Annotated in this window: 22 protein-coding genes; 9 read left to right on the top strand and 13 right to left on the bottom strand. The window is 68.8% G+C overall.

Annotated features, from left to right (window positions below):
• The first annotated feature begins 101 nt into the window (after positions 1-101).
• Complete coding sequence (locus EZJ19_RS10595) at positions 102-1,430, top strand: transglycosylase SLT domain-containing protein (RefSeq protein ID WP_131447384.1); 1,329 nt, start codon at positions 102-104, stop codon at positions 1,428-1,430.
• A 3-nt stretch (positions 1,431-1,433) separates the two neighbouring features.
• Here the strand turns inward: EZJ19_RS10595 and EZJ19_RS10590 are convergent, their stop codons facing one another.
• From EZJ19_RS10590 to EZJ19_RS10555, 8 genes are all read right to left on the bottom strand, one after another.
• On the bottom strand, positions 1,434-3,260 hold the full coding sequence (locus EZJ19_RS10590) for an ABC transporter ATP-binding protein (RefSeq protein WP_131447382.1): 1,827 nt from the start codon (positions 3,258-3,260) through the stop codon (positions 1,434-1,436).
• On the bottom strand, positions 3,257-4,606 hold the full coding sequence (locus tag EZJ19_RS10585) for an ABC transporter permease (protein ID WP_131447380.1): 1,350 nt from the start codon (positions 4,604-4,606) through the stop codon (positions 3,257-3,259). Before EZJ19_RS10585 ends, EZJ19_RS10590 begins: the two co-directional genes overlap by 4 nt.
• Entirely contained in the window at positions 4,606-5,583 is a 978-nt protein-coding gene (locus EZJ19_RS10580; RefSeq protein WP_131447378.1) for an ABC transporter permease, read from the bottom strand. The genes EZJ19_RS10585 and EZJ19_RS10580 overlap by 1 nt, the downstream gene beginning before the upstream one ends.
• Positions 5,580-7,631, bottom strand: a complete 2,052-nt coding sequence (locus EZJ19_RS10575) for an ABC transporter substrate-binding protein (protein WP_131447376.1) — start codon at positions 7,629-7,631, stop codon at positions 5,580-5,582. The genes EZJ19_RS10580 and EZJ19_RS10575 overlap by 4 nt, the downstream gene beginning before the upstream one ends.
• 48 nt (positions 7,632-7,679) lie before the next feature.
• Positions 7,680-7,994 carry an H-NS histone family protein gene (locus tag EZJ19_RS10570; RefSeq protein ID WP_206199403.1) on the bottom strand — a complete coding sequence of 105 codons (315 nt, stop codon included), beginning with the start codon at positions 7,992-7,994 and terminating at the stop codon, positions 7,680-7,682.
• 94 nt (positions 7,995-8,088) lie between these two features.
• Positions 8,089-8,961: an EpsD family peptidyl-prolyl cis-trans isomerase gene (locus tag EZJ19_RS10565; protein ID WP_131447374.1), complete on the bottom strand. Its 873-nt coding sequence runs from the start codon at positions 8,959-8,961 to the stop codon at positions 8,089-8,091.
• Between the two features lies 1 nt (position 8,962).
• Positions 8,963-10,363: a PhoH family protein gene (locus EZJ19_RS10560; RefSeq protein ID WP_131447372.1), complete on the bottom strand. Its 1,401-nt coding sequence runs from the start codon at positions 10,361-10,363 to the stop codon at positions 8,963-8,965.
• A 31-nt stretch (positions 10,364-10,394) separates the two neighbouring features.
• Positions 10,395-10,850 (bottom strand): peroxiredoxin, encoded by a 456-nt coding sequence (locus EZJ19_RS10555; protein WP_131447370.1) that lies wholly within the window; start codon positions 10,848-10,850, stop codon positions 10,395-10,397.
• 130 nt (positions 10,851-10,980) lie between these two features.
• On the opposite strand from EZJ19_RS10555, the gene EZJ19_RS10550 reads away from it, so the two are divergent.
• Positions 10,981-12,585: a methyl-accepting chemotaxis protein gene (locus EZJ19_RS10550; RefSeq protein WP_165873547.1), complete on the top strand. Its 1,605-nt coding sequence runs from the start codon at positions 10,981-10,983 to the stop codon at positions 12,583-12,585.
• Here EZJ19_RS10550 and EZJ19_RS10545 read toward each other — a convergent pair.
• Together EZJ19_RS10545 and EZJ19_RS10540 are read right to left on the bottom strand one after the other, a co-directional pair.
• Positions 12,582-12,968: a VOC family protein gene (locus tag EZJ19_RS10545; protein WP_131447366.1), complete on the bottom strand. Its 387-nt coding sequence runs from the start codon at positions 12,966-12,968 to the stop codon at positions 12,582-12,584. The two genes, EZJ19_RS10550 and EZJ19_RS10545, sit on opposite strands and share 4 nt — an antisense overlap.
• Positions 12,961-13,839 carry a DMT family transporter gene (locus EZJ19_RS10540; protein WP_131447364.1) on the bottom strand — a complete coding sequence of 293 codons (879 nt, stop codon included), beginning with the start codon at positions 13,837-13,839 and terminating at the stop codon, positions 12,961-12,963. Before EZJ19_RS10540 ends, EZJ19_RS10545 begins: the two co-directional genes overlap by 8 nt.
• 40 nt (positions 13,840-13,879) lie before the next feature.
• Here EZJ19_RS10540 and dapC point away from each other — a divergent pair, with 40 nt between their 5' ends.
• The 4 genes from dapC (at position 13,880) to ppk2 (ending at position 20,549) form a co-directional block, all read left to right on the top strand.
• Positions 13,880-15,067 (top strand): succinyldiaminopimelate transaminase, encoded by a 1,188-nt coding sequence (gene dapC, locus EZJ19_RS10535; protein ID WP_131447404.1) that lies wholly within the window; start codon positions 13,880-13,882, stop codon positions 15,065-15,067.
• A gap of 24 nt (positions 15,068-15,091) precedes the next feature.
• Positions 15,092-15,916, top strand: a complete 825-nt coding sequence (gene dapD, locus EZJ19_RS10530; RefSeq protein WP_131447362.1) for a 2,3,4,5-tetrahydropyridine-2,6-dicarboxylate N-succinyltransferase — start codon at positions 15,092-15,094, stop codon at positions 15,914-15,916.
• Positions 15,917-15,938: 22 nt separating this feature from the next.
• The gene (locus EZJ19_RS10525; protein WP_131447360.1) at positions 15,939-19,439 is read left to right on the top strand and encodes a hydantoinase B/oxoprolinase family protein; all 3,501 of its coding nucleotides are present in this window, start codon (positions 15,939-15,941) and stop codon (positions 19,437-19,439) included.
• A gap of 87 nt (positions 19,440-19,526) precedes the next feature.
• On the top strand, positions 19,527-20,549 hold the full coding sequence (gene ppk2 / locus EZJ19_RS10520; RefSeq protein ID WP_131447358.1) for a polyphosphate kinase 2: 1,023 nt from the start codon (positions 19,527-19,529) through the stop codon (positions 20,547-20,549).
• Positions 20,550-20,587: 38 nt separating this feature from the next.
• On the opposite strand, the gene sucB is transcribed toward ppk2, so the two are convergent.
• Positions 20,588-21,679 carry a dihydrolipoyllysine-residue succinyltransferase gene (gene sucB, locus EZJ19_RS10515; protein ID WP_131447356.1) on the bottom strand — a complete coding sequence of 364 codons (1,092 nt, stop codon included), beginning with the start codon at positions 21,677-21,679 and terminating at the stop codon, positions 20,588-20,590.
• A gap of 48 nt (positions 21,680-21,727) precedes the next feature.
• Here sucB and EZJ19_RS10510 point away from each other — a divergent pair, with 48 nt between their 5' ends.
• Both EZJ19_RS10510 and EZJ19_RS10505 read left to right on the top strand, forming a co-directional pair.
• Entirely contained in the window at positions 21,728-22,774 is a 1,047-nt protein-coding gene (locus EZJ19_RS10510; RefSeq protein ID WP_131447354.1) for an inorganic phosphate transporter, read from the top strand.
• Positions 22,771-23,409 carry a DUF47 domain-containing protein gene (locus EZJ19_RS10505; RefSeq protein ID WP_131447352.1) on the top strand — a complete coding sequence of 213 codons (639 nt, stop codon included), beginning with the start codon at positions 22,771-22,773 and terminating at the stop codon, positions 23,407-23,409. The genes EZJ19_RS10510 and EZJ19_RS10505 overlap by 4 nt, the downstream gene beginning before the upstream one ends.
• A 48-nt stretch (positions 23,410-23,457) precedes the next feature.
• Here the strand turns inward: EZJ19_RS10505 and EZJ19_RS10500 are convergent, their stop codons facing one another.
• Together EZJ19_RS10500 and EZJ19_RS10495 are read right to left on the bottom strand one after the other, a co-directional pair.
• Positions 23,458-23,832: an Hsp20/alpha crystallin family protein gene (locus EZJ19_RS10500; protein WP_131447350.1), complete on the bottom strand. Its 375-nt coding sequence runs from the start codon at positions 23,830-23,832 to the stop codon at positions 23,458-23,460.
• Between the two features lie 17 nt (positions 23,833-23,849).
• Positions 23,850-24,281 carry an Hsp20/alpha crystallin family protein gene (locus EZJ19_RS10495; protein ID WP_131447348.1) on the bottom strand — a complete coding sequence of 144 codons (432 nt, stop codon included), beginning with the start codon at positions 24,279-24,281 and terminating at the stop codon, positions 23,850-23,852.
• A 157-nt stretch (positions 24,282-24,438) separates the two neighbouring features.
• On the opposite strand from EZJ19_RS10495, the gene EZJ19_RS10490 reads away from it, so the two are divergent.
• Positions 24,439-24,546 (top strand): DnaJ domain-containing protein (locus EZJ19_RS10490; RefSeq protein WP_165873546.1); only part of this gene is annotated, 108 nt, incomplete at its 3' end.

Raw genomic sequence — 24,546 nt, 5'->3', positions numbered from 1 at the left:
ATAACATATTGTTTTAATTGGATTGTATTAAACGCCACCCTGTATTAGAATAGCGCCGTCGCAACGATGGAGCAGGCAACCAGCCGCTTTCCACCGCCGAAGTGAATGCCCGACTCTGCTTTCTCCTGCTGCTCGCCGGCCCATTCCTGACCTCTCCCGCGCTCGCCGCCGGACAGGTCGACAGCCAAGTCGCCAACGTCGGCGTCTCGATCAGCTACGACAGTACCCTCGATCTGGAGGCCGCCAGCCAGCGCGCCGAATCCGACTTGTGGCAGCGCATGCGCGCCGGCATGAAGCTGGGCGACCTCGATTCCCCCCTGGTCGACCGCCAGATCAGTTGGTTCCTCGATCACCCCGCCTACCTGGAAGCCGCCTCCAAGCGCGCCCGCCTGTTCCTCTATCACATCACCGAGCAGGTCGAGGCACGCGGCCTGCCCATGGAACTGGCCCTGCTGCCGGTCGTCGAGTCGGCCTACAACCCGCGCGCCCTGTCGCATGCCAACGCGTCCGGGATTTGGCAGTTCATGCCGGCCACCGGGCGGATATTCGGGCTCAAGCAGAACGGCTGGTATGACGGCCGCCAGGACGTGCTCACCGCCACGGACGCCGCGCTCGACTACCTGGCCAAGCTGAAGACCATGTTCGGCGACTGGCAACTGGCTCTGGCCGCCTACAACTGCGGCGAGGGCTGCGTCACCCGGGCCATCGCCCGCAACCAGACCCTGGGGCAGCCGACCGACTACCGCAGCCTGGACCTGCCGGCCGAGACCCGCAACTACGTCCCCCGCCTGCTCGCCGTGCGCAACCTGATCCTGGAGCCGGAGCGCTACGGCGTCCGGCTCGCGGACATCCCGAACCGGCCTTATTTCGAGAAGGTGTCCCTGCCCTACCCCATCGAGGCCCGCACCGCCGCGCGCATGGCCGACGTCGACATGGACGAACTGCTGGAGCTGAATCCCGGCTTCCGGCGCCACGTCATCCACGCCGAGTCGCAGGACACCCTGCTCCTCCCGGTCGACAAGGTCGACACCTTCCGGGCCGCCTTCGACGCCGAGGAGAGCCACAAGATTCGCCTGCGCAGCTACGTGGCGAGCAAGGGCGAGCTGCTGAGCCGGATCGCCGACCGTTTCGACGTCACGGTCAAATGGCTGCAGGACCACAACCCGCTCAGCGTCAAACGCGGCAAGCTGGCCCAGGCGCAGACGCTGTTCCTGCCGCCGTCGGCGGCCCGCCCCATGGCCCGCCCGGTCGCCACGACGACCCGCAAGGTGGCCCGGCCGAGCGTGCGCAAGCACACCGTGCGCCGGGGCGACACCCTGTTCTCCCTGGCCAAGCGTTACAAGGTCTCGATCGCGGACATCCGGGAATTGAACGGCGCCATCAAGGTGCTGCATCCGGGCGAGAAGATCAACATCCCGCTCGACAGCTGAGTCTCACAGCCCGTGACCGGGCGCGGAATCCAGAAGCATACGGGTATAGGCCTGCGTGGGGGCACCGAGCAGCGTGTCCGCGTCGCCTTGCTCGACGATCCGGCCCTGGTACATGACGGCGACCCGGTGGGCGAGATAGGCGACCACCGGCAGGTTGTGGGTGATGAACAGGTAGGCCAACCCCTGCTCGCGCTGCAGCTCCGCCAGCAGATTCAGTATCTGGGCCTGGACCGAGACGTCCAGCGCGCTGGTCGGCTCGTCGCATACCAGCAGCCGGGGCGACACCGCCAGGGCGCGGGCGATGGCGATGCGCTGGCGCTGGCCGCCGGAGAATTCGTGCGGATAGCGGCCGCCCGCATCACCCGGCAGGCCGACGCGGTCGAGCAGCTCCGCCACCCGGGCGGCACGCGGGCCGGCCGCCAGGTCGGGACGCAGCGCGGCCAGGCCCTCGGCGATGATGTCGGCGACCCGCATGCGCGGGTTCAGGGATGAAAACGGGTCCTGGAAGACGATCTGCATGGCGCTGCGCTTGCGTCGCAGGGCCTCGCCGGCCAGGCGGCCGATGTCCTCGCCGTCCAGGAGCACCTGCCCGGCGGTCGCTTCGATCAGACGCAGGGCGGCACGCGCCAGCGTGGTCTTGCCGCAGCCCGACTCGCCGACCAGGGCCAGGGTCTCGCCCGCCCGCACCGCCAGGCTGACGCCGTCGACCGCGCGCACCTGGCCGGCGACCCGTTGCAGCAGGCCGCGGCGAACCGGGAAATGCACCTTCAGGTCGCGCAGCTCCAGCACCGGCCGGGTCGTGGCCGGCGCCGCCGCGCCGGCCACCACGACCACCGGCGCCTCGGCGGCCCGGCCCGCCAAGCCGGCCGTCCCGGCCCGGCCGCAGCGCAGCCAATGGCCGGGCGCCACCTCGCGCAGTACCTGCGCCTCGGTCCGGCAGGACGGCGTCACCTCGGTGCAGCGGTCGGCGAACCGGCAGCCGACCAGCGCCGCATCCGGCGCCGGCACCCGGCCGGGTATCTGGGCCAGGCGTTCGCCGCGCCGCGCGGCCGAGGGCAGGACGTTGAGCAGACGCCGGGTATAGGGATGCCCGGGGGCCTCGAACAGGCGCGCCCGGCTGGTCCATTCGACGATCTGGCCGGCATACATCACCGCCACCCGGTCGGCCATGTCGCGGGCGATGTCGAGGTCGTGGGTGATCAGCAGCAGACCCATGCCGCGCGTCTGCTGCAATTCCTTGAGCAGACGCAGTATCTGCGCCTGGACGGTGACGTCCAGGGCCGTGGTCGGCTCGTCGGCGATCAGTACCGAGGGGTCGCCGGCCAGCATCATGGCGATCAGCGCGCGCTGGCGCTGGCCACCCGAGAGCTGCGACGGATAGGCGTCCAGGCGTTCCGCCGGCAGCCCCACCGCCTCGAGCAGACGGATCGCCTCCGCCTGCGCCGCGGGACCGCGCAGGCGCCGGTGCGCGGCGAGCGACTCGGCGATCTGCTGGCCGATGCTCAGGACCGGGTTGAGCGAAGTCATCGGCTCCTGGAAGATCATGGCCAGGCGCCCGCCACGGCGGGCGCGCATGAGCCGCTCGGGCAGCTCGAAGAACGACTCGCCGTCCAGCTCCGCGCGTCCGGCGGCGATGCCGGCGCCCTCGGGCAGCAGGCGCATCAGGGCCAGCGCGGTGAGGCTCTTGCCGCAGCCGGATTCGCCCAGCAGCACGACGCACTCGCGCTCGCCGACGCTCAGCGAGACGCCGTCGACCGGTACCAGGCGACGGCCGCCGTCGGCGTCGATCTCGACGCGCAGGTCGCGGACCTCGAGGCCGCGCCCGCTCACGTCCGGCTCCGGGTGCGCGGGTCGAGGGCGTCGCGCACGCTGTCGGCGAACAGGTTGGCGGCCAGGACCAGGACGAACATGAACAGGAAGGCCGCCACCAGCTGCCACCACACCACGGGTTCGCGCGCCAGTTCCAGGCGGGCACCGTTGATCATGTTGCCGAAGCTCATCATGCCGGGGTCGACGCCGACCCCGACGTAGGACAGCACCGCCTCGGCCAGGACCAGGCCGGAGAAGTCCATGACCACCGAGATCAGGACGATGTGCTGCACGTTGGGCAGGATGTGGCGGGTCAGAATGCGCCCGTCCGAGACCCCGAAGGCGCGCGCCGCGATCACGTAGTCCAGCTCCCGGACCTTCAGGGTCTCGGCTCGGAGCAGGCGGGCCAGGCCGGTCCAGTTGGTCATGCCCAGGATCAGGCACAGGAACAGCAGGCGCAGGTCGGCGCGCTCGGCGCCGGTCTCGAACCAGTCCGGGTGGGTCTCCAACTGGGCCTGCATGAGGAGCACCGCGGCGGCGATCAGGAGCACGCCCGGGATCGAGTTCAGGGTCGTGTACAGGTATTGCACGGCATCGTCGACGCGGCCGCCGAAGTAGCCCGCCGACACACCCAGGCCGATCGCCAGGGGCAGCGTCACCAGGGTGGTCAGGGCGCCGATCAGGACGCCGGTGCGGATGCTCTTGATGGTGGCGTAGAGGACATCCTGGCCGACCTTGTCGGTGCCGAAGACGTGGTAGTACGGCGCCAGGACGGCGAGCACGCCGGCCACCAGGCAGACCGCCAGGAGCGTGGCCAGCACGGCCCGGCGCGCGCCCCCGGCGGCCAGGCGGCGGCGCACCAGCCAGGCCGCCGGCAGCCAGGCCGCCAGGCCGAGCGCGAGGCCGAGGCCGGCCTTGCCGGCGATGTCGCCGGCCCGTCCCCGGTCGGGATCGGCCAGGTGCGCCCCGCCCCAGGCCAGGCGCGGATAGTCGCGCACGGTGCGGCCGTCCGGCAGGCTGATCGCCTCCTTGGCGAACAGGCGCGTGGCGAAGGGGGCCGAATAGCTCTTCTCCTGGTGCTCGACGAGCACCGCCAGGGCGCGGTCGAGGACGCTATTCACCTCGGCGGCGTACTGTGCCTCGCCGTTCGGCCCGGGCGGCAGGGCCGGCCGATAGTGCAGGGAATCGAGCACCGCCACGGCCGTGAAGCAGAGCAGCACCACCGCCGCCGCCATGGCCAGCGGATCGGCCGCCACGCGGCGCCAGGGCACGGCCAGGTGCGGGTGCCGGCGCACCAGATAGGCGAAGCCGGCCAGTCCGGCGACGAGCAGGAAGATCAGGGCATCGGTCCAGAGCAGCACCGGCATCAGCGCAACCTCACGCGCGGGTCGACCAGGGTGTAGGAGACGTCGGTCAGGATCAGGCCGGCGATGTAGAGCACCGCGCCCAGGAAGACCATGGCGCGCACGATGGCGAAGTCCTGCGCGTTGATGGCGTCGATGGTATAGCTGCCCAGGCCCGGGATGCCGAAGAAGGACTCCATGATCAGGCTGCCCATGAAGAGGAGCGGGAACACCGCCACCGCCCCGGTCAGGATGGGCACCATGCCGTTCTTGAGTATATGCCGGAACAGCACGCGCGCCTCGGACAGGCCCTTGGCCCGGGCGGTGCGGACGTAGTCCTTGCCGGCCTCCTCCAGGAACAAGGTGCGGTACCAGCGCGCCCCGGCACCGATGCCGCCGACCACGCCGATCAGGATCGGCAGCCATACGAAGCGGGCCGCGTTGAAGCCGTCCTGATAGCCCGAGATGGGCGCCAGTTGCCAGACCTTGGCGAACAGGTATTGGCCGCCGATGATGTAGAACAGGCTCGATACCGACATCATCGCCACCAGGGCCACCACCCCGGTCCACTCGACGTAGGTGCGCCGGAAGAACAGCAGGATGAGGGCGACGCTGATGTCCACCGCGAGGCCGATCACGAAGGTCGGCAGGGCGATGGCCAGGCTGGGCCACATGCGGGTCTTGATCTCGCCGGCGATGTCGCGGCCGTCGTCGGAGGCGCCGAAGCGGAACGCGAACATGGCCAGCGAGTGGCGGAAGAATATGGTGTCGCTGACCTTGGCGAGGCCGGCGGCCCCGGCGTTGAACAGGAGCGGCTTGTCGTAGCCGCGCTCCGCCTTCCATTTCTGCACCGCCTCCGGGGTCACCCGCTTGACGCCCAGATGCAGGCGCGCCATGTCGTCCGGGGTGTTGACCAGGAAGAAGAGCGCGAAGGTGAGCAGGTTGACGCCGATCAGGATGGGCACGGCGTACAACAGGCGACGCAGCAGGTAGGCGGTCATCGGGCGCGAGCCTCCTGGCGTTTACGGTAGGCCAGCCAGGCCGGCACCAGGGCCACGGCCAGGACCAGCACGGCCAGGACCGGACCGGCCCAGTGCGGCCGGTTCCAGGCCTTCCGGGCGGTGGCGCGGGCGGCGACGTCGATGCGCCGGTACTTGAGACCGTTGTTGGCCATCTGGTTCGGCTTCACGTTCTTCAGCCAGGCGTGGTGCAGGACGTAGTCCTTGGGGTGGAAGCCGAACAGCCAGGGCGAATCCTGGCGCAGCATGGCCACCATGCGGTCGATCACCGCCTGGCGCGCGGGACCGTTGTCCATGTCCTTCATCTGCACGAACAGGCGGTCGAACTCCGGGTTGACGTAGTTGGTGGCATTCTCGCCGCCCGCCCCCACCTTGCGGTTCGGGCCGTAGAGCAGGAACAGGAAATTCTCCGGGTCCGGATAGTCGGCATTCCAGCCCCACTCGAAGATCTGCTCGGTGCCCTCGCGCATCTTGTCCTGGAAGCGGTTGTAGTCGGTACCCCGCACGACCAGCTCGATGTCCAGCTTCCTGAACTGCTTGCGCAGCCAATCCAGGCGCGCCTTGTCGTCCGGCCCGCGCGCCATGGTGTCGAGGTTGAGCACCAGCGGCTTGCCGGTGGCCGCGTCGCGGCCGTCCGGATAGCCCGCCTCGGCGAGCAGGCGCCTGGCCTCGGCGATCGGCTTGCGCCGGGGCTTGCCGGCCACCCAGTCGTAGACCACCGGGTTGATGCCGGCGGCGCCGTCGCGGTAGCCGAACAGGCCGGGCGGCAGCGGCCCCTGGGCCGGGATGCCGCGGCCATTGGCGAAGATGGCGATGTACTCCTCGATGTCGACGGCGATGGCCAGGGCCTGGCGCAGCTTGCGATGGCGTTCGTCGAGCCCGCCGACCACCGGATCGAGCATGTTGAAGCCGGTGTAGAACGAGGTGGTGGCGACCGAGGTCTTCAGGGCGATGCCCTTGGCGCGCATGGCCGGCGTCAGTTCCGACTCGCCGCCGGCGCCGACCCGTACCGCCTGGTCGAAGTTGTCGGAACCGATCCCGGACGAGTCGTACCAGCCCTGCAGGAACTTGTTCCAATAGGGGATGCTTTCCGACTCCTTCGTATAGACCGCCTCGTCGATGAACGGCATGGTCTTGCCGGCGTCCGCGAGCAACCCCGCCGCCGCGTCGCCCGCCGCGCCGGCGTCCGGGTAGGCCTCGCCGCGGAAGTTCGGGTTGCGCGCCAGGCGGATGCGCCGGTTGTAGCGGTGCTCGGTCATCATGTACGGGCCGGTGCCGACCGGCCAGGTGTCCAGGGTGCGGTTGTCCGCCACCGCCTCCGGCCGGCTGGCCCAGGCGTCGACCTCCCAAGGCATCGGGGCGAAGAAGGCCATGGCCAGCCAGTAGACGAACTGCGGATACTTGCCCTTGACCCGGATGCGGTAGGTATAGCGATCCACGACCTGGGCGCCGGCCAGGGGATAGCGGCGCATGTCCAGCCAGCCCCTGGACGTCTTGGCGGCCCGTTCCAGCTCGGTACCCAGTTCGCGCAGGCCGACGATGTAGTCGGACATCAGGCCGAAGATGGGCGAATGCAGCCCCGGGTGGGCCAGACGCTTGACCTCGTATACGTAGTCGGCGGCGGTGAGCTCGCGTTTGCCGGCAAAGGCGGCGTGGGGCTGGAAATAGATGCCGGGCCTGATATGGATCTCGTAGACGCTCTCGGCGATCCGTTCGGCCGGCGCGTCCGCGCCCAGCGGCCGGCCGTCGGCGTCCACGTAGACGGGCCTGGGCAGTGCCGACGCGGTCAGCGGAATCAGTTCGTAGGGGCGTTTGAAATAGTGGTACTGGAGCGGCGGCTCGTATATCTGCGCCAGGTAGACTACTTCGTTGGAGGCGTAGGAGCGGGCCGGATCGAGATGCTTGGGCGGCTCGTCGAAGGCCGAATACAGGATGGCCTTGCCGTCCTCGGACTTCGGATAGGGATCGTTCATCGGCCCGGAGCAGGCCGACAGCACGAATACCAGCAGGCAGAAAAAGACCGGGCGCATTGCCGGCTAGTTTAGCCGAAATGCGCCCGGCTCATAGGGGCGGGACGTTCAGACCTTCAGGTCATCCAGGGTCTTGCCGGAGGCCAGGCATTCGCCCACCCACAGGGGACGCTTGCCGCGACCGGTCCAGGTCTGTTCCGGATTGGCCGGATTGGCATACTTCGCGGCGACCTTGCCGGCGGCGCGCGGCTTCGGAGCCGCCAGCAACTCCTCCAGGCTGACGCCCAGGGCCTTGGCCTTGTCGCGGAACTCCTGCAGCAGTTTCTGGCGCTCTTCCTTGCCGCGCAATTCCATCTCGACGGCAATATCCTTTTGCAGGGCTTTCAGTTCGGCGACGGAAAGGGTCTTCAGATCGATATTCATCTTGGCCTCATAAAATGATGTGGGGAAACGGATTCCCGGCACGGGCCGAAGATATTACCGGAAGATTCCTGCCGTCAAGCCGAATTAACCCGGATTATTGCTTTTCCGCCGCCGAATCGGGTAACGCCGCATAGGGAGCGACATATTCGATTTTCGCCCCGGCGCGTAGTTTCTTGACTTCCGCCTCGACCGATTCCATTTTCTTCTTATTCTCCAAATAGCGCAGGATCATCGGCGATGCCTGGTCCATGGACACCGGACGCGATTCGATTCCGGCCAGGATGATCAGATCCAGCTTGCCGCCCTGGGTCATGGTGATCGACTGGCCGGCCTTCAGGTCCTTCAATTTCGCCAGCAATTCGCTCGGCAATTCCTCGGCGTTCTTCACCACCTCGCGGCCAGCCACCGGAATGCCCTTTGCCTGCAAAGCCGCCGCCAGTTCGCGCGGGCTGTGGGCCTGGCGGGCCAGTTCCTCGGCCGCCTGGATGTTGTCCGCCGTGGTGCCGGCCACCAGTTCCTGCAGGCGGTAGGCGACCCGCTGGGCGAACAGTTCCGGGTGTCCTTCGTAATAAGCCTTGATCTCGGCCTCGCCCGGGGTCGCGCCCTCCTTGGCCAGGCCGGCGATTTGCGCCTCGGCAAGTATCTTGCGCCGGGCCGCGGCGATTTTCATTTGCACGTCCGCCCGGGCGTCGAGTTTTGCCTTAAGCGCCTGTTGCGCCAGGAGTTCCTGGTCGACGATATTGCCGAGCATCCGGTCGGCGATATTCTGGCGCTGGTCAGGCGGAATCTGGCCGGCACGTTCCAACTCGGCATCGACCAGGGCGCTTGGAATGGCCTCGCCATTCACGCGCGCCGCGGCCGGCTGGTCCACCTCGGCGGCCTTTTTCTCGCACCCCGGGAGGGCGATTATCAAGGTCAACGCCAAGCCGGTATAAATCATCCATTTACTATTCGCCACGATATTCACCTCAAAGAATTTCGGCGGCCCGGTCGGCCAGCCTGGAGCGTTCGCCACGGGCGAGCATGACGTGACCGCTGTGCGGCCAGCCCTTGAACCGGTCGACCACGTAGGTGAGGCCGGAACTGCCCTCGGTCAGGTAGGGCGTGTCGATCTGGGCGATGTTGCCCAGGCAGACCACCTTGGTGCCCGGGCCGGCCCGGGTGATCAGGGTCTTCATCTGCTTGGGGGTCAGGTTCTGGGCCTCGTCGATGACCAGGAACTTGTTCAGGAAGGTGCGCCCGCGCATGAAGTTGAGCGACTTCACCTTGATGCGCGAACGGATCAGGTCCTGGGTGGCCGCCCGGCCCCACTCGCCGGCCGCGTCGTCGGACTTGTTGAGTACGTCGAGGTTGTCCTCCAGGGCCCCCATCCAGGGGGTCATCTTTTCCTCCTCGGTACCGGGCAGGAAGCCGATGTCCTCGCCGACCGGCACGGTCACGCGGGTGAAGATGATCTCGCTGTACAGCTTCTGTTCCAGGGTCTGGGCCAGGCCGGCGGCCAGGGTCAGCAAGGTCTTGCCGGTCCCCGCCTGGCCGAGCAGGGTGACGAAGTCGATGTCCGGGTCCATGAGGACGTTGAGGGCGAAGTTCTGCTCGCGGTTGCGGGCGGTGACCCCCCAAACGCTGTTCTTGCTATGGCTGTAGTCCTTGATGGTGGTCAGCACGGAGCTCTTGCCGACGGCCTCGGAGACCATGGCGTAGAACGGCTTGGCGCCTTCCTGGTAGACGAATTCGTTGACCAGCATCGAAGCGCACAGGGGACCGGACAGGCGGTAGCGCACCCGACCGTCCTGCTGCCACGACTCCATGCCCTTGCCATGGCTGTCCCAGAAATTCTCCGGCAGCTCGCGGACGCCGCTGTAGAGCAGGTCGGTATCCTCGAGGACCTTGTCGTTGAAGTAGTCCTCCGCCAGGAAACCGAGGGCACGCGCCTTGATGCGCATGTTGATGTCCTTGGAGACCAGGATCACCGGGCGCGAGGGGAACTTGTGCTGCAGGTAGGACACCACGCCGAGCAGCTGGTTGTCGACCTTGCTCGCGGGCAGTACCGCGGCGATGTCGTTCTGGATGCTGGTGGTCTGCAGGTACAGGCGGCCGGTGGCGGCCTTGTGGCTGTGCGGGCCGAGCGGGATGCCCTGCTCGATGTCCAGTTCCTGGGTGCTGACGATCTCCTCCAGGAAGCGGCTGGCCTGGCGGCCGTTGCGGGCCACCTCGGTGACCCCCTTCTTGTTGTGGTCCAGTTCTTCCAGGGTCGCCATCGGGACGTACAGGTCGTGTTCCTGGAAGCGGAACAGGCAGGTGGGATCGTGCAGGAAGACGTTGGTGTCGAGGACGAAGAGCTTGGTCTGGGTTCTGGGTTTGCGGGCCATGTGCGCGATGGTGGTTTCGGGAAGGAGTGATTCAGATGGACTGCACGAAGGCCAGGACGTCCTGGACGTGGTTGGGCACCTTGACGCCCCGCCAGGCCTTGGCGACGCGCCCGGCCCGGTCGACCACGAAGGTGCTGCGCTCGATGCCGCGGACCTTCTTGCCATACATGTTCTTCATCTTGATGACGCCGAACAGCTCGCAGGCCGTCTCGTCGGCGTCGCTGAGCAAGTCGAACGGCAGGTTCAACTTGGCCTTGAACCCCTCGTGCGATTTCAGGCTGTCGCGCGAGATGCCGAACACCTCGCAGCCGGCGGCCTTGAGGGCATCGTGGTGGGCGGCGAAGTCCTGGCCCTCGGTGGCGCAGCCGGGCGTGTTGTCCTTGGGATAGAAATATAGGACCAGGCATTTGCCCAGATGGTCGGCGGGCCGGAAGCGGATTCCGCCGGTGCCGGGCAGCTCGAAATCGGGTACGGCTTGGTTTTCCATGTCGGCGCTCGCGGGTGGCTATCGCGTGCCATTATGTGGTTGCGGCCCGGCTGTCAGCAACCCGACCGCTAAAGTTGACGGCGATTCGTCCGTTAACGGCGCAGTGCCGATAAGCTACACGGAGACGAAGTTGTTCAATAAAGCCGCCAGCTCGATCCAGATCAAGGTTCTGGTCGCCATCTTCCTCGCCTTCGTCGCCATCCTGAGCATCTCGACCTGGCTCACCGCCAACGGCGAGCGGCGCCTGGCCAGCCAGGTCGGCATCGACAAGGCCACGGTCATGGGGCAGTCGTTCTTCGACGGCGTCAACACCATGATGCTGACCGGCAACCTGGACCAGAAGGCCTCGCTGCGCGACAAGCTGATGGTCGACGGCCTGCTCGACCTGCGCATCATCCAGGCCCCCGGGAAGATCAATCCGACGCCGCCGAGCGACGCCCTGCCGCGCGACGATCTCGACACCCGCGCCCTCGCCGGCGAGAAGGTGGCCGTGCTGGGCCGCCAGAACGGCCACCGCATCGTCACCGTGGTGGCCCCGATCAAGGCCACCGCCAATTACCACGGCACCAACTGCCTGGGCTGCCACCAGGTCGAGGAAGGCAGCGTCGTCGGTGCCGTGCGCACCACCTATTCGCTGGCCCAGCTGGATGGCCAGCACGACCACAACCTGATGGTCAACACCGGCGTCAACATCGCCCTCTTCCTGGCCGGCCTGGCGCTGGTCTTCTTCCTTCTGCGGGTCATCGTGATCAAGCCCCTGCTGGCAATCCGGCATACCATGCACGAAGTCGAACAGAACGCCGACCTGACCCGTACCTTCGCGGTCTCCGGCCAGGACGAAATCGGCATGCTGGCCAACTCGATCAACAGCATGCTGGCCAATTTCCGGACCAGCCTGAGCCGCGTCGCGGATGCCGCGGAACGGGTGTCGGGGGCTGCCGACAACATCGCCAGCGTCTCCGAAGGCACCGCCAACGCCGCCGCCGAACAACGCAACGAGACCGACCAGACCGCCAGCTTCATCGGCGCCCTGCAGGGCATCGCCGGCGAGGTCGGCGACAGCGCGGCCATGGCCGGCCACGTCTCCGTTGAAGCCGAGCGCCAGGCCAGCCAGGGAACCGCGATGACCCGCGAGGCCATCGGGGGCATCCTCGACCTGGTACGCGAGATCGAAGCCACCGCGAGCATCATCGAGCAGCTCGACAAACGCAGCCAGAACGTCAGCAACGTCCTCGACGTGATCCGCGAGATCGCCGAGCAGACCAACCTGCTCGCCCTCAACGCCGCCATCGAGGCGGCCCGCGCCGGCGAGGCCGGGCGCGGCTTCGCCGTGGTCGCCGACGAGGTGCGCAAGCTGGCGACCCGCTCGCACGAATCGACGCGCAGCATCGAGGAGATCGTCAGCCAGTTGCAGAACGAGGCGCGCCAGGCGGTCGGCACCATGGGCCATGCCCGGGCCAGCGCCGAGCACGACAGCCAACAGCTGGAACAGGCGGTCGCCAGCCTCGATCAGATCGTCGCCCGGGTCACCGAGATCCGCCAGATCAACGACCGCATGAGCGCCGCCGTCGAACAGCAGCGCAGCCTGACCGGCAGTTCCAGCGAAAAGGTGCTCAACATCAGCCGGATCGCCGACCGCACGGCCAGCGAGGCGATGCAGACCCGGGGCGTCAGCGAGGCGCTGGTCGGCCTCGCCCACGAGCTGAACGCCATGGTCCGGCAGTTCAAGCTCTAGCCGGCCGCCTGGACCTCGACCAGTTCCAGGGCGTTGCCGTCCGGGTCCCGGCAGAACAGGGCCCGGCGTCCCGAGCGGCTGAGGGTGAACGGCACCCCTGCCGCCCGCAGGCGCTCCTGCATGCCGAGCCAATCGACCACCGCCAGGGCGGTATGGCGGTCGCGGCCGCCGTGCTCGGGCCGGCCGGCGACGGGATCGGGATTCGCCAGGCAGAGCAGATGTATCTGGCTGCCGTTGCCGACGTCGTACCAGACGCCGGGGAAGCCCAGGTCCGGGCGCGCCGGGTTGGCTTCCAGGCCCAGCATCCCTTCGTAGAAGGCGCGCGAGCGCCCGACGTCCGCGATCAGCAGGGAGGCGTGCAGCAGCCCGACGATCCTAGGCATGGTTCTCTCCTCGTTCCAACTTGCCCGACAGCAGGCTGGCGGCGACGATCAGGCCGCCGCCCAGCCATTCCCTTGGCGTCATCACCTCGCCGGCCCAGTACCAGCTGGACACGGCGGCGGCCAACAGTTCGCTGAGCAGGATGACGATGGCGCGGTTGGCCGGCGTGTGGGCGAGCCCGTACTGCGCGCACAGGGTCGCCAGCACCAGGGCCAGCCCGGTCAGCAGAAGCAGGCCGTAGCCGCCCGCGCCCAGGCCGGCCAGGACCGGCACGGCCTCGCCGGCGGCCGGCCAGGCCGTGATCGCCAGCACGCCGGCGAAGATCCAGACGCTGCGCCGCGCGGTGGAGACCTGCTTGAGGCGCCGGCTCAGGACGTTGGACAAGGCGTAGGTGACGCCGGCCGAGAGTCCCAGCCATTCCGCCGCGCTGGCCGGCAACGGCCACGGATCGGCCGGGTTGTGCAGCATGACGACGGCGCCGGCCAAGGCCATGGCGATGACCAGGGCGCCCCAGGCGCCGGCCCGCTCGCCGAGCAGCAGGCGGGCGAACAGCACGGTCCACAGCGGCGCCAGGTAGAACAGCAAGAGGACGCGCATGATCTCGCCGCCGATCACGGCCAGGACATAGGCCAGGTTCGTCCAGCCGGCGGTCAGCGAGACGACCAGGAGCAGGCCGCGGTGGCCGCCCGAACGCCCGGGCCGGTAGATCGCCAGCATGACCAGCAGGGCGACGACATAGGTCAGCAGCGTGGCGAGCTGGCCGGACAGGCCGGCCGCCTCCAGGAGCCGGTACGGATACCAGACCACGCCCCACAGGGTGGCCGCCACGACCAGGGCGAGCGGCGCCAGCAGCGGGCGCGGGACGATGAACATACGTATAATTGCCGTTCTTGTTAGCCAGGACGTCGTCGAAGTGAATCCCCGTCTGAACCAGTTGCAGCCCTATCCGTTCCAGAGGCTCAGGGAGCTGTTCGCCGGCGTGGTGCCGAATCCGGGGCTGACGCCGGTCAACCTGTCGATCGGCGAGCCCAAGCACGCCACCCCGGCCTTCATCCGCGAGGCGCTGACGGGTGCCCTCGACGGTCTGGCGAATTATCCCATAACCCAGGGCGTGGACGGCCTGCGCCGGGCCATCGCCGACTGGTGCCGGCAGCGCTACGGCGTGGCCCTCGACCCGGCCAGCCAGATCCTGCCGGTGAACGGCAGCCGCGAGGCCCTGTTCGCCTTCGCCCAGGCCGCCATCGACCCCGGCAAGCACGTCAAGCGGGTGATCTCGCCGAATCCCTTCTACCAGATCTACGAAGGCGCCGCCCTCCTCGCCGGCGCCAAGCCCTACTTCCTCAACACCCTGCCGGAAAACGGTTTTCGCATGGACTTCGGCAAGGTGCCGGAGGACATGTGGCCGGAAGTGCAGCTGGTCTACGTCTGCTCGCCGGGCAACCCGACCGGCAAGGTCATGGACCTGGCGGAATGGCGCGCCCTGTTCGAACTGGCCGACCGGCATGGCTTCGTGATCGCCTCCGACGAATGCTATTCGGAAATCTATTTCGAGGAAGGCAAGCCCCCGCTCGGGGCCCTCACCGCGGCCCAGGAACTGGGCCGCGACTTCCGCCGCCTGATCGTCTTCAACAGCCTGTCCAAGCGCTCCAACGTGCCCGGCCTGCGCTCCGGCTTCGTCGCCGGCGACGCCGCCCTGATCAAGGGTTTCCTGCTCTACCGCACCTACCATGGCAGTGCCATGAACCCCGCCGTGCAGGCCGCCTCGCGCGCCGCCTGGCAGGATGAGGCGCACGTGGTCGACAACCGCCGCCAGTACCGTGAGAAGTTCGCCGCCGTGATGCCCATCCTGGAGGACGTCCTCGGCTTCGATGCCCCCGACGCCGCCTTCTACCTCTGGGCCCGGGTACCGGGCGACGACGCCGAATTCGCCCGCGACCTTTACCGCGACCGCCACGTCACCGTCCTGCCGGGAAGCTACCTGGCGCGCGACGCGGCCGGCGGCAATCCGGGCCGGGGCTATGTCCGCATCGCCCTGGTCGACAACCTGGCGGCCTGTGTCGAGGCCGCCCACCGCATCGTCGATTTCAGCAAGAATCGTTAACTCGAAACCAAGAAGGAAAGCACCATGCAGGAATTGCAAGCCATCATCGAAGAGGCCTTCGAGCGCCGCGCCGACATCACCCCGCGTACCGCCGAACCGAAGGTCAAGGACGCCGTCATGTCGGTGATCGACATGCTCGACAAGGGCCAGCTCCGGGTCGCCGAGCGCACCGATGGCCAGACCTGGGTCACCCACCAGTGGATCAAGAAGGCCGTCCTGCTGTCCTTCCGCCTGGAGGACAACGCCTTTATCAAGGGCGGCTTCACCAACTATTTCGACAAGGTGCCGTCCAAGTTCGCCGACTACAACAGCCGCGACTTCCGCGAGGGCGGCTTCCGCGTCGTGCCGCCGGCGGCCGCGCGCAAGGGCTCCTACATCGCCAAGAACGTCGTCCTGATGCCCTCCTACGTCAACATCGGCGCCTACGTCGACGAAGGTACCATGGTCGACACCTGGGCCACCGTCGGCTCCTGTGCCCAGATCGGCAAGAACGTCCACCTGTCCGGCGGCGTCGGCATCGGCGGCGTCCTGGAGCCGGTCCAGGCCGGCCCGACCATCATCGGCGACAACTGCTTCGTCGGCGCCCGCTCCGAGGTCGTGGAAGGCGTCGTGGTGGAGGACAATTGCGTCATCTCCATGGGCGTCTACATCGGCCAGTCGACCAAGATCTACGACCGCGAGACCGGCGAGGTCCACTACGGCCGCGTCCCGGCCGGCTCCGTGGTGGTGTCCGGCAACCTGCCTTCCAAGGACGGCAGCTACAGCCTGTACTGCGCCGTGATCGTCAAGAAGGTGGACGCCAAGACCCTGTCCAAGGTCGGCATCAACGAACTCCTGCGCGGCGTCTGACGCCCGCCCCGCCGCCGCGGCCATGGCCTGGCAATTCTGGATCGACCGCGGCGGCACCTTTACCGACATCGTCGCCCGCGCCCCGGGCGGGCAGCTGGTGCAACAGAAGCTGCTGTCGGAAAACCCGGAACGCTATGCCGATGCCGCCATCGCCGGCATCCGCCTGATCCTCGGCCTGGCCGACGACGCGGCCATTCCGCCCGGCCTCGTCGAGGCGGTCAAGATGGGCACCACGGTGGGCACCAACGCCCTGCTCACGCGCACCGGCGAGGCCACCCTGCTGGTCGCCACGGCCGGGTTCGCCGACCTGCCCCGGATCGGCGACCAGAGCCGCCCGGACATCTTCGCCCTCGCCATCGTCAAGCCGGAACCGCTGCACGCCGCCGTCGTCGAGGCCGACGAGCGCATCGGCGCGGACGGCACGGTGCTCCGCCCGCTCGACGAGGCGGCCCTGGAACGGGCCCTCGCGGAAGCGTATCGGAACGGCCTCAGGGCCTGTGCCATCGCCTTCATGCACGCCTGGAAGAATCCCGCCCATGAGATCGCCGCCGGCGCCGTCGCCCGGCGCGTCGGCTTTCCCCAGGTCAGCCTGTCGCACCGGGTCTCGCCGCTCATCAAGTACCTGCCGCGCCTGGACACGGCGGTGCTGGACGCCTACCTGTCGCCGCCCCTGCGCCGCTACGTCGACCGGGTGGCGGCCGCCCTGCCCGCGGATTGCCGGCTGGAATTCATGCAGTCGAACGGCGGCCTGGTCGCCGCCGACGCCTTCCAGGGCAAGGACAGCGTGCTCTCGGGACCGGCCGGCGGCCTGGTCGGCATGGCCAAGGTCGGCCAGGCCGCCGGCGCGACCCGGCTGATCGGTTTCGACATGGGCGGCACCTCCACCGACGTCTCCCTGTACAGCGGCGAACTGGAGCGCCAGGCCGAGGCGGAAGTGGCCGGCTGCCGCGTCCGCGTGCCCATGCTGGCCGTCCACACGGTGGCGGCGGGCGGCGGCTCCATCCTGCATTTCGACGCCGGCCGCCTGACGGTCGGGCCGGACTCGGCCGGCAGCGTGCCCGGCCCGTGCGCCTACCGGCGCGGCGGCCCGCTCGCGGTCACCGACGCCAACCTCTACCTGGGCCGCATCCAGGCCGGCCACTTCCCCGCCGTGTTCGGCCCGGCGGGCGACCAACCCCTGGATGCGAACGGCGTCGCCCGCGCCTTCGCCGCCCTGACCGAGCGGGTGAACCGGGAACTGGACCTGGACTACAGCCCGGAGCGCCTGGCCGAGGGCTTCCTCGCCATCGCGGTCGAGAACATGGCCGATGCGGTACGCCACATCACCCTGGAACGGGGCGTCAATCCGGCCGACTTCACCCTGGTCTGCTTCGGCGGCGCCGGCGGCCAGCTGGCCTGCCGGGTCGCCGCCAGCCTCGGCCTGACGCGTATCCTGGTGTCGCCCTTCGCCGCCGTCCTGTCGGCCTATGGCATCGGCCTGGCCGAGCGGCGCGCGGTCAGGCAGGTGGCTCTGGAGACGCCGCTGGCCGAGACCCGCCTGCCGGCCCCCGAGCCGGGTGCCCGGGAACGCGTCCTGCTGCGCTACGACGGCTCCGACACAACCCTGGCGGTCGCCCGGGCGGAGCCCGCCGCCATGGCGGCCGCCTTCCACGGCCTGCACGGCCAACGCTTCGGCTTCGCCGACCCGGCGCGTGCCCTGATCTGTACGGCACTCGAGATCGAACACGTATCCGGGGGTGGCGACGCGGCCGGACAGGTCGTCGCCGCCGCGGCACAGGCCGCCGGATCCGCCCGCATGCACCTGGACGGCGCCTGGCGGGAGGTCCCGCTCTACCGGCGCGACGGCCTGGCCGCCGGGCAGCGCGTGGCCGGGCCGGCTCTGGTCGTCGAGGCCGGCTCCTGCACGGTGGTCGATCCGGGCTGGCAGCTCGAGATGACCGGGCGCGGCGACCTCCTCCTCAGCAGCGCCGCCGGCCTGCACCGCCTGCCCGACCTGGCGCGGCCCGACCCGACCTGGCTGACCCTGTTCAACCGCCGTTTCATGAGCATCGCCGAGGACATGGGCCGGGTCCTCCAGATGACCGCCCGCTCGGTCAACATCCGCGAGCGCCTGGACTTCTCCTGCGCCCTGTTCGACCGCCGCGGCGACCTGATCGCCAACGCGCCGCACATCCCGGTCCACCTGGGCAGCATGGGCGACTCGGTCAAGGCTATCCTGACCCGCTTTCCGGACTTGGCCGCGGGCGACGCCTGCCTGATCAATTCGCCCTACCACGGTGGCACCCACCTGCCCGACATCACCGTGGTACGCCCGGTGTTCGCCCCGGACGGCGGCGAACTGCGCTATTTCACCGCCGCCCGCGCCCACCACGCCGACATCGGCGGCATCGCGCCCGGCTCCATGCCCGCGGCGAGCACCCGGATCGACCAGGAGGGCTGCCTCTCGGACGGCCTGCGCATCGTCGCCGGCGGCCGCTTCCAGGAGGCGGCGGTGCGCGCCTGGCTGGCCTCGGCGACGCCGGCCGCGCGCAACCCGGACCAGAACGTCGCCGACCTGCAGGCCCAGCTCGCCGCCTGTGCCCAGGGCGAGGCGCTGTTGCGCCGCCTGGAGGACGAGGTCGGCGCCGGCGCCGTGCTGCGCTACATGGCTTACGTCCAGGACAACGCCGAGGCCGCCGTGGTGCGCCTGCTCGGCCGCCTCAAGGACGGCCGCTTCGACCTGCCGCTGGACGGCGGCGGCGTCATCTCGGCCGCGGTGCGGATCGCCGGCGCGCGCGCCGGGATCGATTTCACGGCCAGTTCCGGCGCCGACCCGGGCAACCTGAACGCCCCCGCCGCCATCGTCCGCTCCGCCGTGCTGTACGTCTTCCGTACCCTGCTCGACGTCGACATCCCCCTCAACGCCGGGGTCCTGCGTCCGCTCGACGTCCGCCTCGCGCCCGGCTCCCTGCTCGATCCGCGGCCACCCGCCGCCGTGGTGGCCGGCAACGTGGAGACCTCGCAGAACATCGTCGACGCCCTCTACGGCGCCCTCGGCGTCCTGGCCGCCAGCCAGGGCACCATGAACAACTTCAGCTTCGGCGACGGCACCCGGCAATACTACGAGACGGTCTGCGGCGGCACCGGCGCCGGGCACGGCCACGCCGGCGCCGCCGCCGTGCACAGCCACATGACCAACTCCCGGCTCACCGACCCGGAGGTGCTGGAAGCCAAGTTCCCGGTCCGCATCGAGCGGTTCGCGATCCGGCGCGGCTCCGGGGGCGACGGCCGCTGGCCGGGCGGCGACGGCGTCGAACGCCGCCTGCGCTTCCTGGCCGCCATGCACGGCAACCTGATCGCCCTGCGCCGGGCGGTCGCCCCCTTCGGCCTGGCCGGCGGCGGCCCCGGCCAACCCGGCCGGCAGTGGCTCGAGCATGCCGACGGCAGCCGCACCGAGCTGCCCGAGCGCGCGGATTTCCAGCTCGCGCCGGGCGACCTGTTCGTCCTGCAGACGCCGGGCGGCGGCGGCTACGGCGACGTTTGACCCCGCTCCCCGGCGGTCCTGACCGCGGACTCGCCGCATGGCCCGACCTGGGCTATAGATAAAGCTTTAGCCACCATCCAGATCGCCATGACCGAAAACGCCAAGGACACCGTCAGCACCGCCGAATCCGAACCCGCCACGCCCGCCGGCAAGCCTGTCGCGAAGCCCCAGCCCGCCCGGCGCCGCACGCGCGCCAGCGCAACGCCGGACCAGGCGGCCGTCGCGGCGATCGAATCGGTCAGCCACGGCCCGGTCGCCGAGGCGGTCGCCCACGCCCCGCACGGCACCGACGAGGAAAGCGACTACGCCCCCCTGCCGGCCGGTTATCCGTACAAGACCCGCATGCGGCGCCGGGAATACGAGGCGCAGAAGGCCAAGCTGCAGATCGAGCTGCTCAAGGTACAGAACTGGGTCAAGGAGACCGGCCAGCGCATCGTCATCCTGTTCGAGGGCCGCGACGCGGCCGGCAAGGGCGGTACCATCAAGCGCTACATGGAACACCTGAACCCGCGCCAGGCGCGCGTGGTCGCCCTCGAGAAGCCGTCCGACCGCGAGCGCGGCGAATGGTACTTCCAGCGCTACATCCAGCATTTCCCGACCACCGGCGAGATGGTCTTCTTCGACCGCTCCTGGTACAACCGGGCCGGCGTCGAACGGGTGATGGGCTTCTGCTCGCCGCAGGAATACCTCGAGTTCATGCGCCAGACGCCGCAGCTGGAACGCATGCTGGTGAACAGCGGCATCCGCCTGTTCAAGTTCTGGTTTTCGGTCAGCCGCGAAGAGCAGTTGCGCCGCTTCATCGCCCGCCGCGACGACCCGCTCAAGCACTGGAAGCTGTCGCCCATCGACATCCAGTCGCTCGACAAGTGGGACGACTACACCGAGGCCAAGACCGCCATGTTCTTCCATACCGACACCGCCGACGCGCCCTGGACAGTGATCAAGTCGGACGACAAGAAACGCGCCCGCCTCAACTGCATGCGCCACTTCCTGGCCAACCTGCCCTACCCGGAAAAGGACGAGCACGTCGCCCACGCCCCCGATCCGCTCCTGGTCGGCCCGGCCGCCAAGGTGCTGGAGAACGAGGAGAACATCATCACCCGGTTCTGACCGGGCCCGGCCCGGGCGCGGCGGTGCCCGGCGGCCGTTCACATGAGCGCCTCGGGCGCCTCCATCTGGTCCTTGACCGCCTTCAGGAAGCTGACCGCCTCGCGGCCGTCGACGATGCGGTGGTCGTAGGACAGCGCCACGTACATCATGGGCCGGATCACCACCTGGCCGGCCACCGCCACCGGCCGGTCCTGGATGCGGTGCAGGCCGAGGACGCCGGACTGGGGCGGGTTGAGGATGGGGGTCGAGAGCATGGAGCCGAACACGCCGCCGTTGGTGATGGTGAAGGTGCCGCCCTCCAGTTCCTCGATGCGCAATTCCAGGCTGTTGGCCCGCTTGGCGAAGTCCGCGACCCGCTTCTCGATCTCGGCCAGGCTCATGGCGTCGGCGTCCCGGATCACCGGGACCACCAGGCCACGCTCCGAACTCACCGCCATGCCGACGTCGAAGCAATCGTGGTAGACGATGTCGCGGCCGTCCACGCTGGCGTTCAGGATCGGGTACTGCTTGAGGGCCCGGCAGGCCGCGGCGACGAAGAAGGACATGAGGCCGAGCTTGACGCCGTTGGCCTGCTGGAACTCCGCCTGGACGCGCTTGCGCAGCGCCTGCACGGGCTGCATGTCGATCTCGTTGAAGGTGGTGAGGATGGCCGCCGTGCGCTGCGCTTCCAGCATGCGCTGGGCGATGCGCTCGCGCAGGCGCGACATGGCGACGCGGCGGTCGGCGCGGCCGGGCGGATAGGCTGGCGCCGCGGCCGGTGCCGGGGCCGCCGCCGGGACCGCCTCGACGGCAGGCGCCGGGGCCGCAACCGGCGCGGCCGGAGGCGGCACGGGCGCCGGCTCGGCGGCAACCGCCTCGGGTGCCGCCGGCTCGGGCGCCACTTGGGCACCCGCCGCGGTCTCGATCTCCGCCAGCACGTCGCCGGCTTTGACCTCGCCCCCGGCGGGCACGCTGATCGCCGCCAGGACGCCGGCCACCGGCGCCGGCACCTCGAGGATCACCTTGTCGGTCTCCAGGTCGGCCAGGACCTCACCCAATGCGACCGTCTCGCCGACCTGCTTGCGCCACTCCAGCAAGGTACCGTTCTGGACCGATTCGGACAGCTCCGGGGTTTTGACTTGTACTAGCATGGGAAGTAACCATTCCGTCACGATCCACGGATTATAGGCCCACGCTGCTTGGACACTGTTACCTTGCTCGCCCTGCTGGCCGTCGCCATCGTGCTCCTGTTCGACTACACGAATGGCTTCCACGACGCCGCCAACATCATCGCCACCGTGATCGCCTCGCGGGCCATGCAGCCGGTCACCGCCGTGGTCATCGTCGGCGTGTTCGAGTTTCTCGGTCCCCTGCTCGGCGGGACGGCGGTCGCCAACACCATCGGCAAGTTCGTCGACCTGTCCGGCCTGCCCGGCACCTTGTCGCTGACGGTCCTGGTGAGCGGTCTGGTCGGCGCCATCGTCTGGAACCTGTTCACCTGGTGGCGGGGCATCCCGTCGTCCTCCTCGCATGCCCTGATCGGCGGGCTGATCGGTGCCGTGGTCCTGGCCGTGGGCCGCGACCACGTGGTCTGGGGTGTCGCCGAGCTGGCCGACGGCCACGTGAGCGGCGTGGTCAAGGTGGTCCTGGCGCTGATACTGTCGCCGCTGGTCGGCTTCGGGGTCGGCTACGTCGTGCACACCGTGGCCCTGTATGCCCTGCGCGCCGCCCACCCGCGCATCAACCGTCCGCTGCGCCTGGGCCAGTTCCTGACCGCCGCCGGGCTGGCCTTCTCGCATGGCGCCAACGACGCCCAGAAGAGCATGGGCATCCTCACCCTGATCCTGCTCCTGGGCGGCTTCATCCCCAGCTTCGAGGTGCCGTTCTGGGTCATGCTGGCCTGCGCCAGCGCCCTCACCCTGGGCATCATGTCGGGTGGCTGGCGCATCGTCCGCACCCTCGGTTTCGCCATCTACAAGGTGCGCCCACTGCACGCCCTCGATTCCCAGCTTACCTCCGCCGGGGTGATCTTCACCGCGTCGCTGATCGGCGCCCCGGTCTCGACCACCCACGTGGTCGCCACCTCGATCATGGGGATCGGCGCCTCCGAACACCCGCGCGCGGTGCGCTGGGGCAAGGCGCGCGAGATCGTCACCACCTGGCTGATCACCATACCGGCCGCCGCCCTGGTCGGGGCGATCGTCTACGCCCTGGTCTTCGCCATACTCCACAGGGGACAACCGTGATCCATCCCATCTCCATCCTGCACCGCGTGCTCGACCGGGTGTTCCCGAAGTCGCCGGACTTCTTCAAGCTGCTCGCCGACCAGGCCCAGCAGGTGACCCACACCGTGAACCTGCTGGTCGACTTCATGGGCACCGACGACGCCGAGATCGGCAAGCAGATACGCAAGGACGAACACGCCGCCGACGCCGTCAAGGTGCACAACATCCACACCCTGAACGAGGCCTTCTCGACCGACATCGACCGCGAGGACATCTACCGTGCCATCGTCGACCTCGACGAGATCGTCAACTACTGCAAGGACTGCGTGAACGAGATGGACGCCCTGGCGATCACGCCGGATAAATACACCTACGAACTGGCCGCCGCCCTGCGCAACGGTTGCCAGACCCTGGCGACGGGATTCGCCAAGCTGGGCAGCACGCCGGCCGACGCCGCCGTGGAGGCGAACATCGCGCGCAAGCACGGCCGCAGCATGGAGAAGCTGTACCGGCGTGCCCTGGCCGAACTGTTCCAGGGCGAGGACTACATGAACATGCTGAAGCGGCGCGAGATATACCAGCACCTGGACCGGGCCGGCGGCCGCCTGGAGCACTGCGCCAACACCCTGCACGACATCGTCGTGAAGATCGGCTGAGCGCCGTCGCGGCCGCGGCGGGCGAACGCGACGGCACCGCGGCCGGGCTCAGTCGACGCGTACCTCGACACGGCGCGGCTGGGCGTGTTCGGCCTTGGGAATGCGCAGCTTCAGCACGCCGTGCCGGTAATCCGCCGACACCTTGCCGCTGTCCAGTTCCCGGGACAGGGTGAAGACCCGGCGATAGCGCGGAATGCCGACCTCGACGTGGCTGGCCTCCATGCCTTCCGGCAGGGCGAGGTCGAGGGCGCCCTCCAGGATCAGGGTGTCGCCCTCGACCCGGACTTCGAGGCCATCCTTGGCCACCCCGGGCAGGTCGGCGTACAGGGTGATGCCGTGGGCATCCTCGACCACGTCGACCGGCGGCAGCAGCGCCTCCTCGGCGCGGCCGGCTTCTTCACGCTTGCTGGCTTGTTCGCTCATGATGGTCTCCTTGCCGGTCATTGGATGGGGATGCGGCGCGCCTGCGCCGGTTCCTTGCGCGCCACGCAGACGTGCAGCACGCCGTCGCGGTAGGTCGCGGTGACGGCATTGGCATCGACGTCGTCGGGCAGGCTGACGACGCGCCGGAAGCGGCCGCCGAAGCGCTCGTCGATATGCACGGTGGCGCCCTGGCCGGCCGGCTCGTTCTTGCGTTCGCCGCTGATGGCGAGCATGCCCTTTTCGATCTGCACCTCCAGGCTGTCCGGGTCCATGCCGGGCGCGAAGGCGTAGACGTCGACGGACCTGGCGGTCGTGCCGACATTCATGGCCGGGTAGCCGCGGGTACCGCCCCGGATGCTGGGTGCGCCACCCAGGTTGCGGTCCAGTTCGCGCTGCATGCGTTCGATGTCGGCGAACAGGTCGCGCGGGAAGAAGCTGCGGTAGAGCATAACGTTTCCTCCTTGAGATCGTCGTTGCGACGCGCCACGCGGCGCGCCCCTCACGAGGACGAATATGGAGGGCCGGAAAGCACTTTCAAGTCCTTGTTTGGCGCCCCGCCGCCCCCACATAAAGGGGCATGTCGAACCACCCCGGACGCGATCCCGCATGAACTACCAGGACTACTACAAGATTCTCGGTGTGGCGCGCGATGCCTCGGCCGACGACATCAAGAAGGCCTTCCGCAAGCTGGCGCGCAAGTACCACCCGGACGTC

Origin of the sequence: Parasulfuritortus cantonensis (assembly GCF_004337445.1) — a bacterium.
Taxonomy (GTDB): domain Bacteria; phylum Pseudomonadota; class Gammaproteobacteria; order Burkholderiales; family Thiobacillaceae; genus Parasulfuritortus; species Parasulfuritortus cantonensis.
The sequence above is the reverse complement of the archived record's forward strand: the minus strand, read 5'-3'. Positions and strand labels throughout refer to the sequence as shown.